This window comes from Mediterraneibacter sp. NSJ-151 (genome assembly GCF_022487435.1).
Lineage (GTDB): Bacteria > Bacillota > Clostridia > Lachnospirales > Lachnospiraceae > Schaedlerella > Schaedlerella hominis.
Window position 1 is genome coordinate 12061 of the sequence record NZ_JAKVPP010000009.1, and the last position, 13880, is coordinate 25940.

Annotated in this window: 14 protein-coding genes; 12 read left to right on the plus strand and 2 right to left on the minus strand. The window is 37.8% G+C overall.

All coding sequences use genetic code 11. The features are described from left to right. Positions 1-277 precede the first annotated feature (277 nt). A complete protein-coding gene (locus tag LQE94_RS10270; protein WP_240577642.1) occupies positions 278-1174 on the minus strand; it encodes a protein phosphatase CheZ in 897 nt (298 codons plus the stop codon). A 371-nt stretch (positions 1175-1545) separates the two neighbouring features. Between LQE94_RS10270 and LQE94_RS10275 the strand changes: the two genes are divergently transcribed. From LQE94_RS10275 to LQE94_RS10285, 3 genes are all read left to right on the plus strand, one after another. Then, positions 1546-2583, plus strand: a complete 1038-nt coding sequence (locus tag LQE94_RS10275; protein WP_240577643.1) for a threonine aldolase family protein — start codon at positions 1546-1548, stop codon at positions 2581-2583. Between the two features lie 281 nt (positions 2584-2864). After that, positions 2865-3890 carry a M42 family metallopeptidase gene (locus LQE94_RS10280; RefSeq protein WP_022075161.1) on the plus strand — a complete coding sequence of 342 codons (1026 nt, stop codon included), beginning with the start codon at positions 2865-2867 and terminating at the stop codon, positions 3888-3890. Positions 3891-4289: 399 nt separating this feature from the next. Then, positions 4290-4442, plus strand: coding sequence for a hypothetical protein (locus LQE94_RS10285; protein ID WP_240577644.1), 153 nt, complete (start codon positions 4290-4292; stop codon positions 4440-4442). 195 nt (positions 4443-4637) lie between these two features. Here the strand turns inward: LQE94_RS10285 and LQE94_RS10290 are convergent, their stop codons facing one another. Further along, complete coding sequence (locus LQE94_RS10290; protein WP_240577645.1) at positions 4638-5804, minus strand: FprA family A-type flavoprotein; 1167 nt, start codon at positions 5802-5804, stop codon at positions 4638-4640. 348 nt (positions 5805-6152) lie between these two features. Here LQE94_RS10290 and pyrE point away from each other — a divergent pair, with 348 nt between their 5' ends. From pyrE to purD, 9 genes are all read left to right on the plus strand, one after another. Next, positions 6153-6833 (plus strand): orotate phosphoribosyltransferase, encoded by a 681-nt coding sequence (gene pyrE / locus LQE94_RS10295; protein ID WP_240577646.1) that lies wholly within the window; start codon positions 6153-6155, stop codon positions 6831-6833. A gap of 96 nt (positions 6834-6929) precedes the next feature. Beyond that, complete coding sequence (locus LQE94_RS10300; RefSeq protein ID WP_022076266.1) at positions 6930-7079, plus strand: hypothetical protein; 150 nt, start codon at positions 6930-6932, stop codon at positions 7077-7079. An 85-nt stretch (positions 7080-7164) separates the two neighbouring features. Then, positions 7165-7626, plus strand: coding sequence for a VanZ family protein (locus LQE94_RS10305; RefSeq protein WP_022076265.1), 462 nt, complete (start codon positions 7165-7167; stop codon positions 7624-7626). Beyond that, positions 7616-7978, plus strand: coding sequence for a hypothetical protein (locus tag LQE94_RS10310; protein ID WP_240577647.1), 363 nt, complete (start codon positions 7616-7618; stop codon positions 7976-7978). The genes LQE94_RS10305 and LQE94_RS10310 overlap by 11 nt, the downstream gene beginning before the upstream one ends. Further along, positions 7979-10063 carry an aminopeptidase gene (locus LQE94_RS10315; RefSeq protein ID WP_240577648.1) on the plus strand — a complete coding sequence of 695 codons (2085 nt, stop codon included), beginning with the start codon at positions 7979-7981 and terminating at the stop codon, positions 10061-10063. 80 nt (positions 10064-10143) lie between these two features. Beyond that, positions 10144-10644, plus strand: coding sequence for a 5-(carboxyamino)imidazole ribonucleotide mutase (purE, locus tag LQE94_RS10320; protein ID WP_022076262.1), 501 nt, complete (start codon positions 10144-10146; stop codon positions 10642-10644). 14 nt (positions 10645-10658) lie between these two features. Beyond that, on the plus strand, positions 10659-11684 hold the full coding sequence (gene purM / locus LQE94_RS10325; RefSeq protein WP_117991829.1) for a phosphoribosylformylglycinamidine cyclo-ligase: 1026 nt from the start codon (positions 10659-10661) through the stop codon (positions 11682-11684). Then, the gene (purN, locus tag LQE94_RS10330; protein ID WP_022076260.1) at positions 11678-12304 is read left to right on the plus strand and encodes a phosphoribosylglycinamide formyltransferase; all 627 of its coding nucleotides are present in this window, start codon (positions 11678-11680) and stop codon (positions 12302-12304) included. Before purM ends, purN begins: the two co-directional genes overlap by 7 nt. A gap of 9 nt (positions 12305-12313) precedes the next feature. Then, positions 12314-13585: a phosphoribosylamine--glycine ligase gene (purD, locus tag LQE94_RS10335; protein ID WP_022076259.1), complete on the plus strand. Its 1272-nt coding sequence runs from the start codon at positions 12314-12316 to the stop codon at positions 13583-13585. The last annotated feature ends 295 nt before the right edge of the window (positions 13586-13880 follow it).

Below are 13880 nucleotides of genomic sequence, written 5' to 3' on the forward strand. Positions count from 1 at the left end.
CACATAAGAGCGTAAATTTTTGCTAAAAGCAAATGAATTTGAACTCAAACTTGCTGCTACGCAGCTTCAAACATGTTTGTTCAAATTCATTAACACAAAAATTTACGCTCTTATGTGTCTCCAATGCTCACTCCATATTCGCTCGAATTTCTTATATCAATTTTTTGTAGACAATATATTGGCTCAAGTTGTGAAGTAAATAGCAACTTAAAGGATATTGGGAGGAGGAGTGCATAGTCTTTTTCTTGCTTGGGGCTGTCGTGAAATAAATAGCAACTTACTTCTTAATCGCCTGCTCCACCTGCTCAACTGGCATCTTCAAAAGAGAGGCAATTTTTTCGACATCCTTGATAGTATCATATAAATTTTTAATAATCTGTGTTGTAATTTGCTCGGTTACTTGCTCGGTTACTTGCTCGGTTACTTGCTCGGTCACTTGTTCAGTTACTTGCTTAGTTACTCGTTCTTCCTGTTCTTTAAATTCATCGGCCATCAATTCTCTTAATGCTTCGCACATACTTTCCTTTACCTCCTTTACTGCATTCCAATTAGCTCTTGTTATTACATTCATTGCAGCTTGATATAATTTTGAAGATTTATTCTTTTCATATTCTTTTAAAAGCGTTGTGATTTCTTCAGGTTTACTTACATCATTACGTAAACTTTGGAGCCAGCGGTTTTCATTTGGATTTAATTCTTTGGTTACTAACAATTGAATGGGAAATGGATCGCCTGTTATATAGTAGATGCCGGGTTCTATGCGAACTGTATCTAATTTACGAAAGTCTTTTAAATGTTGAATCATCTTTCTGGGATAATGGTTGCAAATAAATGTGATTGTTAATTCCTCAGGCGGAATTTTATACACTTCTTCTGTATCAGATTGGTAAAAGCAGCAATAACCATATACTTTGTAAAAATCATTGATAGTCAAATAATCATCCGGACTTTTGTATTCAACAATGTTATAGCGCCTGAAAATCCTTCCAATATTCTTATGGATAACTTCGTTTCCTGTTACTTTAATAATTAGCTCATCCATTTGCATTGGCTTTTTTGACAGTAGATGTTCGGAATCAAAAGTCAGTTTTTCTGCTTCATCTTTAAATTCAATTTGAATAGATGCATGAAATGCAGGGTGCCATTGGATGATATCTTTCGTACTTCCTTTCATTTAAGTCTCCTTTCATTATAGAGTTTTCAATTAACTAATGCAATGACAAAGAGACAATAAAAATAATTTGAAATTTTAGCAAGATTACTTTTTGTACTTCGTGTGACTGGCAACGATTAAGATGTCATTATAACATTAGTTTTTCAAATCGGATTATGTTTCGGAAATTGAAACCCGAGATGAGAGCCTATTGGCTTAGAAATATCCAGAGAAAAGAAATTCTCTGAAGATGTGCATTTACTATACCATGAATGAAAAGGAGTGTAAAGAAGAAATATAAAATTTGACAAACCATTTGCAGAATGCGTATAGTAGATATATTGAGATGTGAAATTATAAGAAAAATTACAATTAAAAGGAGTAAAAATCAAATGATACGATTCAACAATGACTACAATCAGGGAGCGCATCCTGCAATTTTATCAGCGCTTCAACGGACAAATGAGATTTCCTATGCCGGTTATGGTGAAGATGAGTGGTGTGAAGCGGCAAGAAAAGAAATCCGTAAATATCTAGGAGAAACAGACAATGAAATTTATTTCATGATTGGCGGAACACAGGTAAATTATACTGTTATTACAGCAGCACTTCGTCCGTACCAGAGTGTGATCAGTGCAGATTGCGGACATATAAATAACCATGAGGCAGGTTCGATTGAGCATACAGGACACAAAGTGCTTATTGTTCCGGCTGAAAATGGAAAATTAACAGCAAAATCAATCGCAGATGAGGCGGCAAAATACTATGAGCATGGAGAGGCTGAATATTTGACTCAGCCGAAGATGGTATTTCTTTCATCCCCATCAGAGTTTGGAACTACATATAAGAAAGAAGAATTGATGGAAATCCGTAAAGTGTGCGATAAATACGGAATGTATATGTATGTTGACGGAGCAAGAATGGGATATTGGCTTACTTCTGATGAATGTGATGTGACACTTGCCGATTTGGCCGATTTGGCAGACTTGTTTTACATAGGAGGAACAAAATGTGGTGCTTTGTTAGGAGAGGCACTTGTAATTATAAATCCTAAATTGAGAGATCACTTTAAGACATATATGAAGCAAAGCGGTGGAGTTTTAGCAAAAGGATGGCTTTTAGGTCTTCAGTTTTATGAATTATTTAAAGATGGTTTATATTTTGAAATTACAAAGAAGGCAAATAAATTTGCAATGATGATGAAAGCGGCTTTTGAAAAGGCTGGAATGTCATTTTATATTGAGAGTGGTACAAATCAGCAGTTTGCGATTTTGACAAAGGCACAGGCGGAGAAGCTGGCTGAAAAATTTGTGTTTGAATTCAGTCATAATGTGGATGAAGAACATGTGTGTGTGCGTTTCTGCACAAGCTGGAGTACGACAGAGGAGGATATAAAAACATTAGTAGATGAGTTAAATACAATGATTTAGCTTTATCTCAGTCGAGAAGACTCCTACCTCTTTCAGGTGGTGAGTAACAGCAAATTTGTTTCAGTGGGAGTCCAATCTCCGACTGAGATAAACGCTCCGCGAGGATGCGCAGTGATTCTGTAAAGAATGTGTCAGCTTACGCTGACCAGAATCACGCGCCAAGTCTCGCGGCTGCTCGACTTAAATCTTATCATTCGGAAAATTTTGTGTTATACTTTTTAAAGAAATTATGTTTGGGGTGTCCCAGCATCTTTTACGAATTAAGAAATGGAGAAAAGATTATGTCATTAGAGAAAAATTTAGCATATATTGGAGAGCAGCTAAAATCACTTACAGCAATTGCCAGTCCGACAGGATTTACAAAAAAAGCAACAGAATATCTTTGCGAACAGTTTCAGAAGATGGGGTATGAGCCAGAATTATCTAATAAAGGAAATATAAATGTAGTACTTGGAGGCGAAGGAAGTCCTCTGGTTTTGACAGCACACTTAGATACGCTTGGAGCAATGGTTCGTTCAATCAAGGAGAACGGTCGTCTCCGTCCAACTACACTTGGAGGACATCAGTGGAACACAGCAGACGGTGAAAACTGTATGGTATTTACGCGTGATGGGAAAATGTACACAGGTGTTGTTTTAAATACAGAACCATCAGCACATGTTGCAGATGAAAATATCGAAAGAAAAGAAGAAAACATGGAAATTCTTCTGGATGAAAATGTAAATGATAAAGCAGGGGTGAAAGCTCTTGGAATCCAGGTTGGGGATATTATTGCAATGGATCCACGTACAGTTATTACAGAAAGTGGTTATATTAAAAGCCGTTTCCTGGATGATAAGCTTTCCGTGGCAATACTTCTTGGAATTGCACGTGCAATAAAAGAAGAGGGGTGGAAATTAAACCGCAAGGTTTCATTGCTTTTTACAGTATATGAAGAAGTAGGACATGGCGGAAGCTTTATTCCGGCTGACACAGAAGAGATGATTTCTGTAGATATGGGATGTGTTGGGGCAGACCTTGAATGTACAGAGCGTATGGTATCAATCTGTGCAAAAGATTCACGTGGTCCTTATAACTACGATCTGGTCACTACATTATCAGAAATTGCAAAAGAAGAAGGACTGGATTATGCAATCGATGTTTATCCACACTATGGTTCAGATGTAGAGGCTGCACTTGCAGGAGGATATGATATCCGTCATGGTCTTATCGGACCGGGGGTATATGCTTCGCATAATTATGAGCGTTCTCATATGGATGGAGTTATGAATTCCTACAAGTTGCTTGAAAAATATTTGACGAGATAGAGGGAGTGCTATTTAGTTTACTGGGGGGATACATTCCTCACAAAAAATTGATATAAGAATTCTTGCTCAGATTCCATGAGCGGGAGACACATAAGAGCGTAAATTTTTGCTAAAAGCAAATGAATTTGAACTCAAACTTGCTGCTGCGCAGCTTCAAACACGTTCATTCAAATTCATTAACGCAAGAATTTACGCTCTAAGTGTCACCAACGCTCATTTCATATTCGCTCGAATTTCTTATATCAATTTTTTTGTAAGTCATGTATCGGCTCAGTTCATGAAGTAAAAAGAATGCAAAGGGTATTTAGAAAAGGTGTCTGCGCTAAAGAATTTTCGGGGATTGAAGATGCAAAATTTTGATGGGGAGTATCCGCAAGTTTTAGAAAAAGCAAGATGTAGATGCAATTGTACATGACAGGCAGGATTAAAAGTATCTGCAAGTTCGAAGAAAAGCAAGTTGCAGATGTATTGATTCCCAAAAGAGCATCTGCAACAATGAATATCAAGGCAGTGCAGATACATCAGTTGTCAAAAAAGCATCTGCGACAGTAAATAAACTCAGGATGTAGATACATCAGATCCCAGAAAAGTAAATCCTTCATCATTCCACCTATTTCAATCACGGTACACCTCCAAGCAAGAAAAGACTATGCAATCCAGCGAATTGGAGTCGGGCTTGCCCGATGAAGCTGAGCAGGAGTGCATAGTCTTTTTCTTGCTTAGAGGCCGTCGTGAATTAAATAGCAATTAAGCAAGAATTTCCTCTGCCAGTTTTTCCATTGCTTCAACATCAGCATCTTTCATAGTAGATTTAATTGTAACAGTCTGCTCGCAGATAGCTACATTTTTAAATGTCTCAACAATACCTTTCATTGTTTTGGCAGCAGATGGTGCCCAAGAACCGTTCTCAATGATTCCGACCTTACGATTCTGATATGTTTTGTGTGACAGGCGATTTAAGAAGTCTTCCATAGGAGGGAAAACACCTGCATCATAAGATGAAGCAGCAAGAATCAGCTTGTCATAACGGAATGCATCTTCAATTGCTTCAGCCATATCGTCTCTTGTTAAATCAGTAAAAGCAACTTTTTTAGCACCTTTTGCTTTTAAAATCTCAACCATTTTTTCAGCAGCTTTTTTTGTATTGCCATGGATAGAAGCACATGCTACAAGTACTCCGTCATCTTCAGCTTTATAACTGCTCCATGTATTATATTTATCCAGATAGTAACCGAGATCTTCTTTAAGAATTGGTCCATGCAATGGACAGATTGTCTCGATATCAAGTGTTGCAGCTTTTTTAAGTAAAGTCTGAACAGGTGCTCCGTATTTTCCAACGATATTAAAGTAATATCTTCTTGCCTCACATGTCCAGTCTTCATCAGTTGAAAGAGCACCAAATTTACCAAATGCATCAGCAGAGAAGAGAACTTTCTCAGTAGCTTCATATCCTACCATAACTTCAGGCCAGTGAACCATTGGTGCCATAAAGAACTGTAATTTGTGAGCACCTAGTTCTAATGTCTCACCTTCTTTTACAACAACACAGCGCTCATCTAATTTTGCAATGTCAAAGAACTGAGGAAGCATAGCTTTAGCTTTGGCACTGAGAACCAGTTTAGCTGCTGGATATTTTTCAGTAAACAACTGAATATTGGCAGAGTGGTCAGGCTCCAGATGAGAAATTACAAGATAATCTGGTGTGCGTCCAGCAAGCTCTCTATCGAGATTTTCAAACCATTCTGTTGTTTTTCTTGCATCGACAGTATCCATAACTGCAATTTTATCATCAAGGATGATATAAGAATTATAAGAAACGCCATTTGGGATGATGTACTGACTTTCAAATAAGTCAAGAGTTGTATCATCTACTCCGATATATTTAATAGAATCTGAAATTGTAACATTACTCATGATTGATTTCCTCCTAAAATGAATTCTTAAATACTACATCAGTATAACATATTAGGTAGCAAGGGTAAACCATAAGTAAGAATTGTAAGAATGAGAGTCTAGCTTCATATGCAGATTCGAAAAATCAAGTCGTTCACGATTGAAAATGACCTGAAAATATGATAAAATCGAAGAGAATTTTATCTTAGTCGAGAAGACTCCCACCTTTTAAAGTGGCGAGTAATAGTAAATTTGTCTCAGTGGGAGTCCAATCTCCGACTGAGATAAACGCTCCGCGAGGATGCGTAGTGATTCTGATAGAAATAAAAAATATAATAACGTATGTATAAAACGAGGAGGAAAATAAAAATGGAAGCATATAAGAGCGAATTTATTAATTTTATGGTAGAAAGTGATGTATTAAAATTTGGTGATTTCACATTAAAAAGCGGAAGAAAATCACCATTTTTCATGAATGCGGGAGCATATGTGACAGGTTCACAGTTAAAGAGACTTGGAGAGTATTATGCAAAAGCAATCCATGACAAATATGGAGATGATTTTGATGTATTATTCGGACCTGCTTATAAAGGAATTCCGCTTGGAGTAGTAACAGCAATCGCTTACAGTGAATTATACGGAAAAGAAGTGCGTTATTGTTCTGACCGTAAAGAAGAAAAGAATCATGGCGCAGATAAGGGAAGCTTTCTGGGAAGCAAGCTGAAAGACGGAGACCGTGTTATTATGATCGAAGATGTTACAACATCAGGTAAGTCTATGGAAGAGACTGTACCAAAGGTAAAAGGTGCAGCTGATGTTACAATCGTTGGACTGATTGTGTCTTTGAACCGTATGGAAGTTGGAAAAGGCGGAGAAAAATGTGCGTTAGATGAAATTAAAGACTTATACGGATTTGAGACAGCTGCAATTGTAGATATGGCTGAAGTCGTTGAGTGTTTATATAATAAAGAAGTAAACGGAAAAGTTGTGATCGATGATACAATAAAAGCAGCAATCGACGCATATTATGAACAGTATGGTGTAAAATAATTGTTACTGTTCACTCCCATGTCAATCACTACGCTGATCGGCACGGAGGATGCACGTTTTATGGATATATGTGGATAACTGTTTTGGAGGATTTTCATGGAGAGAATATATAAGACTATGACAACAACAGGAGCAGGAAGTGTTGCTCTTGGTATTGTTGTATTGGTAACAGGGATTGCAACAGGAGTTGTGGCAATCGTGAATGGAGCAAGATTGCTTAAAGACAGAAAACGGATTATATTCTAAGCAAGATTTTATATGGGTGAGTGGAGAGAAGCGGATTGTATAATCCGCTTTTTTCCGAAAAATAATAAAGTAAGGGTGCAGTATTTTGAAAAAAAGAAAGGCAACAAGAATCCGTGCTTTAGGAAAAGTTTTATTTATATTGTATGTTTTATTTCTGATATATTTTTTGCTTTTCTCAGATTGGTATGGAAGGACTGGTATCGCAGATGAATACCAGTATAATTTTCAATTATTTAAAGAGATAAAACGATTTTGGGAGTATCGAAAAGAATTAGGATTTTTTGCAGTATTTACAAATTTATGTGGAAATGTGTTGATATTTGTTCCATATGGTTTTTTTATTGCAGTGGCAAGCAGATTTCGAGGCTTTTTTAAGACAGTTTGTTCAGGATGTCTGCTGAGTCTGGGCGTTGAAGTATTCCAGCTTTTTACAAAAGTCGGCAGCTTCGATGTGGATGATCTGTTTTTGAATACTGTAGGATGTGCGGTGGGATATATTTTGTTTGTGATATGTAATGGAATTAGGAGAAAGCACGATGGGCAGTAATAAAAAACAACAAAAGCGCAAGATGGAAAAAGAATTGAAGAATTATGGAAAATATGGACAAATGCAGATTAAACATTCTCATATGGGGATTGGGTCCTGTGCATACGCACTGGGGGCAACAATTGTAATTTTCGTAGCAATACTGCTTGCTTATTTAAAGCACGGAGAGTCAGCAGGCTATGTAGGAGGAATAGGGATTCTGGCAGTTGGATTATCTATTTTTGGAATACAGGCAGGTTCGAAAGGTCTTAAGGAAAGAGAACGTAAGTACATTACTTGCAGAGTTGGAATTGTATGTAATATTTTAATCTTAATTTTTTTAATTGTGATATTTGTAGGAGGAATACGATAGATGGCAGAGATGATGTGGCAGACAGAAAGAAATGAGATGTGTGCAGAACGCCATGAACTTTCTGTAGAACGTTTAAATCAGATAATGATAGAAGAAGGCATTACCAAGCCATATGTGGCATATTTTCAGGAGATGGCAGCATTTCTTTTAGAATTAGAAGCAGTGAGGATAAAGATTGCGGATGGTTCATGGGATAATCTGGAATTGCAGGAGATGAAGGAACTGAATACACTTTTGTATTCGGACGTATTGCCTGTAAAATATGAGAAAAGTTATGCAAATCCGACCTTTGCAGTACAGGAGTTAGGAGAGACATTCGGACAGTTGCTTAGTATGTTATATGCAGAGCTTAGAAGTGGAATTGCATATGCATTTGAAAACAGAAAAGATTATCTTACAATACTGAATGAACTTCTGATAGAAGTATATACTTGCTTTGAAGAGGAAGTGCCGGAGTTTAAAACAGTAAAAGAAATAATATACTGGTATGCAAGTGATTATTGTGATGTATTTCTTGCTGACCGTATTGAGGAACAGCTTATTCCGGAACTTTCTATTGCAACAGAATGGATTATGGAAGCAGACCTTGATGACGAGAGATATCTCTATCGTTTTGGAGAATATATTACGGAAAATGAGATTGGAACAGCAAGACATTTGGCGAATCTTTCAGATGAAGTGCTTCAAAAGATGGCGGATGTTTACACAGAAGGATATCGCATTGGTTTTATAAATACTGGAAAAGATTTATCTAAGAAGGCAGTGGTAGATCTTCGTTATTGTCTTGGTTTTGAACGTGTAGTTAAAATTGCAATAGAGAATTTTAGAAAAATGGGATTAGAGCCGGCAATATATCGTGCAGCTTCCAGTGTTATCACAAGAAAAGAGCAATTTAAGATTGGCTACTATGGAGCAATCGCAAATCCGCAGTATGATTATGATCATCGTTCAGATCAGGCTTTGTTTATGGATAAGCGTTATGTTGAAAGAAAACTTGATATATTGAAAAACACTTATGAGAAAAATAAGGATCAGGCAGCTTTGATGGGTGGTCCGGCTGTGATGGAGATATTTGGAGAAAAACCATTTTCACCGGATAGTAAACAGGAAAACCTGACATATGATGAGGCACAAAGAGAGCTTACTTTATTATATACAAGTAAGTCAGGCCAGTTGACAAATCAGTATATTAAGGGCGAAGAAAGAAGCTTTACAATTGTTGCATATCCAATTCCGGAGATTGGAGAACAGTACAAAGAAATTTTTGATGAAGTGATCAAGATCAATACATTGGATGCAAACTTATACGAGAAAGTACAGCAGACAATGATCGATGCACTGGATCAGGGAGAAGCTGTGCGTATTCTTGGAAAAGGTGAGAATAAGACAGATTTGACAGTACAATTGTATAAATTAAACAATCCTGAGAAAGAAACTATTTTTGAAAATTGTGTTGCAGATGTCAATATTCCGGTAGGAGAAGTGTTTACTTCGCCGGTTTTGGAAGGAACAAATGGAACTTTGCATGTAAGCAAAGTATTTTTAGAAGGACTTCAGTATTGTAATCTGGAGATACAGTTTAAAGATGGAATGATTGAATCTTATACTTGCAGTAATTTTGAAAACGAAGAAGAAAATAAAAAATATATTTACGATAATATTTTACACAATCATCCAACGCTGCCAATCGGTGAATTTGCAATCGGGACGAATACGACAGCATATGTAGCAGGTAAAAAATATAACATTGAGGACAAGATGCCAATTTTGATCGCAGAGAAAACAGGACCTCATTTCGCAGTGGGAGATACCTGCTATAGTTGGAGTGAAGATATTAAAGTATATAATCCAAACGGAAAAGAAATTGTTGCAAGAGACAATTCCGTATCCATATTAAGAAAGGAAGATATAGAGAAAGCATATTATCAATGTCATACAGATATAACCATACCTTATGAAGAGTTAGAAGAAATTAGTGTATTAACAAAAGATGGGAAAAATATTATACTATTGAAGGACGGAAGGTTTGTATTACCGGGTACGGAAGTACTTAATAAGCCTTTGGACGAGTATGATGGACAATAAAAATAAGTAAAGTTGTCCAAGCAAACAAAAAAATTGTACAAAATGGATACAATACTTTAAATAAGGAAGGTGGATGTAACATGCCAAAAGTAGGAATCGTAATGGGTAGTGACTCGGATCTTAAAGTGATGAGCAAAGCTGCAAAAACATTAGAGAAATTTGGAATTGATTATGAGATGACGATCATCTCTGCACACAGAGAGCCAGATGTATTTTTTGAGTGGGCAAAAGGCGCAGAAGACAGGGGCGTGAAAGTAATCATTGCAGGAGCAGGCATGGCAGCACATCTACCAGGAATGTGCGCAGCATTATTCCCGATGCCGGTTGTCGGAGTACCTCTCTCAGGCAGCAAGCTTGACGGAATGGATGCTGTGTTTTCTATTATGCAGATGCCACCGGGAGTACCGGTTGCGACAGTTGCAATTGATGGTGGAATGAATGCTGCAATCATGGCAGCAAAGATTCTGGCAGTTTCAGATGCAGAATTACTTGAAAAATTAAAAGCATATACAGTTGAGATGAAAGAGGCAGTACAGGCAAAAGCAGCAAGACTGGATGAAGTTGGATACGAAGCATATTAAAAAGGAGAATGGTTATGGATTACAAGAAGGCAGGCGTAGATATCGAAGCAGGTTATAAATCAGTAGAGTTGATGAAAGAGCATGTAAAGAGAACAATGAGAGAAGAAGTTCTCGGCGGACTCGGTGGTTTTTCAGGAGCATTTTCATTGAAAAAGATTAAAGAAATGGAAGATCCTGTTTTATTGTCAGGAACTGACGGATGTGGAACAAAAGTAAAACTTGCCATGATCATGGATAAGCATGATACAATCGGAATTGATGCAGTTGCTATGTGTGTCAATGATATTGCGTGTGCAGGAGGAGAACCATTATTCTTCCTGGATTACATTGCATGTGGAAAAAACTATCCGGAAAAGATTGCAGCAATCGTAAGCGGCGTTGCAGAAGGATGTGTACAGTCAGACGCAGCATTAATCGGTGGAGAGACAGCGGAACATCCAGGACTTATGCCGGAAGATGAGTATGATCTTGCAGGATTTTCTGTAGGTGTCTGTGACCGTAAGGATATGATCACAGGAGAAAATTTAAAAGACGGAGATGTCCTGATTGGTATGGCTTCATCAGGTGTACACAGCAATGGATTTTCACTTGTTCGTAAAGTATTTGATATGACAAAAGAATCACTTGATACATATTATGACGAGCTTGGAAAAACTCTTGGCGAGGCACTTCTTGCTCCAACAAGAATTTATGTACAGGCATTAAAGAGCATTAAAAAAGCAGGTGTAACAGTAAAAGCATGCAGCCACATCACAGGAGGCGGTTTCTATGAAAACATTCCTCGTATGCTGATCGATGGAGTTCATGCAGTAGTTGAGAAAAATAGTTATCCAGTACCTCCGATCTTTGGCTTGATGGCAAAAGAGGGAGAGATTGATGAGCAGATGATGTATAACACATTTAATATGGGACTTGGAATGATCGTAGCTGTAGATCCGGCTGATGTTGATAAGACAATGGAAGCAATCAAAGCTGCAGGAGATCAGCCATATGTAGTTGGCCATATTGAAGCAGGCGAAAAAGGAGTAACATTATGCTAAGAGTATTAGTATGTGTTTCCGGTGGCGGCACTAATCTGCAGGCAATTATAGATGGAGTGGAAGCAGGAACAATTACAAATACAGAAATTGTAGGCGTGATCAGCAATAATAAAAATGCATTTGCACTTGAACGTGCTAAAAAGCATGGAATTTCGGCAGAATGTATTTCGCCGAAAGATTATGAAAGCAGAGATATATTTAATAAACAATTTTTGGAGCGTGTAAATGCATACAAACCGGATTTGATCGTGCTTGCAGGTTTTCTTGTGGTAATCCCACCAGAGATGATCGCAGAATACCGCAATCGTATGATTAATATTCACCCATCTTTGATCCCGGCATTTTGCGGAACAGGATATTATGGATTGAAAGTACATGAGGCTGCATTGAAACGAGGAGTGAAGGTGGTTGGTGCGACAGTTCATTTTGTAGATGAGGGAACAGATACAGGTCCGATTATTTTACAAAAAGCGGTTGAAGTGCAAAACGGCGATACTCCGGAGATATTGCAGAAGCGTGTGATGGAACAGGCGGAATGGAAGATTATGCCAGAGGCAATTGACCTTATTGCAAATGGAAAAGTCACAGTAGAAGATGGAAGAACTGTGATTTGTGATTAGGAGGAAACAATGAAAGTATTAATAGTAGGAAGCGGCGGAAGAGAACATGCAATTGCTATGAGCGCTGCAAAGAGCTCAAAAGTAGATAAAATGTATTGTGCACCGGGAAATGCAGGTATTGCAGAATATGCAGAGTGCGTTGCAATCGGTGCGATGGAATTTGATAAATTAGTTGCATTTGCAAAAGAAAAAGAAATCGATCTGGTAATCGTCGGAATGGATGATCCATTGGTTGGAGGTCTTGTAGACGAGTTAGAAGCAGCTGGAATTCGTACATTCGGACCTCGTAAGAATGCAGCAATTTTGGAAGGATCAAAAGCATTTTCAAAAGATCTTATGAAGAAATATGATATCCCTACAGCAGGATATGAAAATTTTACAGATCCAGAAGCTGCAATTGCTTATCTGGAAACAGCAAAATTTCCAATCGTATTGAAAGCAGATGGGCTTGCACTTGGTAAAGGTGTTTTGATCTGTCAGAATCTTGAAGAGGCAAAAGAAGGCGTGAAGACCATTATGCTGGACAAAAAATTTGGTACAGCGGGAAATGAGATGGTTATCGAGGAATTTATGACAGGTCGTGAAGTATCTGTACTTTCATTTGTCGATGGTAAAACAATTAAGACAATGACTTCAGCACAGGATCACAAACGTGCCGGAGACGGAGATACAGGATTAAATACAGGTGGAATGGGAACATTCTCGCCAAGTCCGTTCTATACAAAAGAGGTAGAAGAATTCTGTAATAAATATATTTATCAGAAGACAGTAGATGCGATGGCGGCAGAAGGAAGAGAATTTAAAGGAATTATTTTCTTTGGATTGATGCTGACAGAGGACGGTCCAAAGGTGCTGGAATATAATGCACGTTTTGGAGACCCGGAAGCACAGGTTGTACTGCCAAGAATGAAAAATGATTTGATTGAAGTGGCAGAAGCTTGTATTGATGGAACTTTAGATCAGGTAGATCTACAGTTTGAAGATAATGCTGCTGTCTGTGTAGTGCTTGCATCAGAAGGCTATCCTGTTTCATATGAAAAAGGATTCCCAATCAGTGGTCTGGATGAATTCAACAAACATGAAGGATATTATTGCTTCCATGCCGGAACAAAATTTGATGGGGATCATATTGTCACAAATGGAGGTCGTGTCCTTGGTGTGACAGCAAAAGGAAAAGATCTCAAAGAGGCAAGAGCAAATGCTTATGCTGCAACAGAATGGGTGCAGTTTAAGAATAAGTATATGCGGCATGATATTGGAAAGGCAATTGATGAGGCGTGATTGCGGTTTAATTCATTAAGTAGCGATAAGCGTTCCTGAGAGAAAATATTGGATATGAATTTCTGCTCAGACTCCGTCAGCGGGAAATACATAAAGGTCAGAATTATTACTAAAAACAGAGCTTAGAAACTAGCAACTCGGGCTGTGCCCTCAAACAGCAAGTTTCTAAGCTCTAACGTAAAATTCTGGCCTTTTAGTATTTCCAATCGCTTCCTTTGTATTCGCAGAAATTCATATCCAATATTTTTTCTCAGTACGTTATCGTATGCTTAATGAATGAAAGAGTAGAACTTTG

Bases quoted from the DNA above. Each gene is read 5' to 3' on its own strand.
- LQE94_RS10270 (WP_240577642.1), bottom strand. From the start codon at position 1,174: ATGAAAGGAAGTACGAAAGATATCATCCAATGGCACCCTGCATTTCAT.
- LQE94_RS10275 (WP_240577643.1), top strand. From the start codon at position 1,546: ATGATACGATTCAACAATGACTACAATCAGGGAGCGCATCCTGCAATT.
- LQE94_RS10280 (WP_022075161.1), top strand. From the start codon at position 2,865: ATGTCATTAGAGAAAAATTTAGCATATATTGGAGAGCAGCTAAAATCA.
- LQE94_RS10285 (WP_240577644.1), top strand. From the start codon at position 4,290: ATGCAATTGTACATGACAGGCAGGATTAAAAGTATCTGCAAGTTCGAA.
- LQE94_RS10290 (WP_240577645.1), bottom strand. From the start codon at position 5,804: ATGAGTAATGTTACAATTTCAGATTCTATTAAATATATCGGAGTAGAT.
- pyrE (WP_240577646.1), top strand. From the start codon at position 6,153: ATGGAAGCATATAAGAGCGAATTTATTAATTTTATGGTAGAAAGTGAT.
- LQE94_RS10300 (WP_022076266.1), top strand. From the start codon at position 6,930: ATGGAGAGAATATATAAGACTATGACAACAACAGGAGCAGGAAGTGTT.
- LQE94_RS10310 (WP_240577647.1), top strand. From the start codon at position 7,616: ATGGGCAGTAATAAAAAACAACAAAAGCGCAAGATGGAAAAAGAATTG.
- LQE94_RS10315 (WP_240577648.1), top strand. From the start codon at position 7,979: ATGGCAGAGATGATGTGGCAGACAGAAAGAAATGAGATGTGTGCAGAA.
- purE (WP_022076262.1), top strand. From the start codon at position 10,144: ATGCCAAAAGTAGGAATCGTAATGGGTAGTGACTCGGATCTTAAAGTG.
- purM (WP_117991829.1), top strand. From the start codon at position 10,659: ATGGATTACAAGAAGGCAGGCGTAGATATCGAAGCAGGTTATAAATCA.
- purN (WP_022076260.1), top strand. From the start codon at position 11,678: ATGCTAAGAGTATTAGTATGTGTTTCCGGTGGCGGCACTAATCTGCAG.
- purD (WP_022076259.1), top strand. From the start codon at position 12,314: ATGAAAGTATTAATAGTAGGAAGCGGCGGAAGAGAACATGCAATTGCT.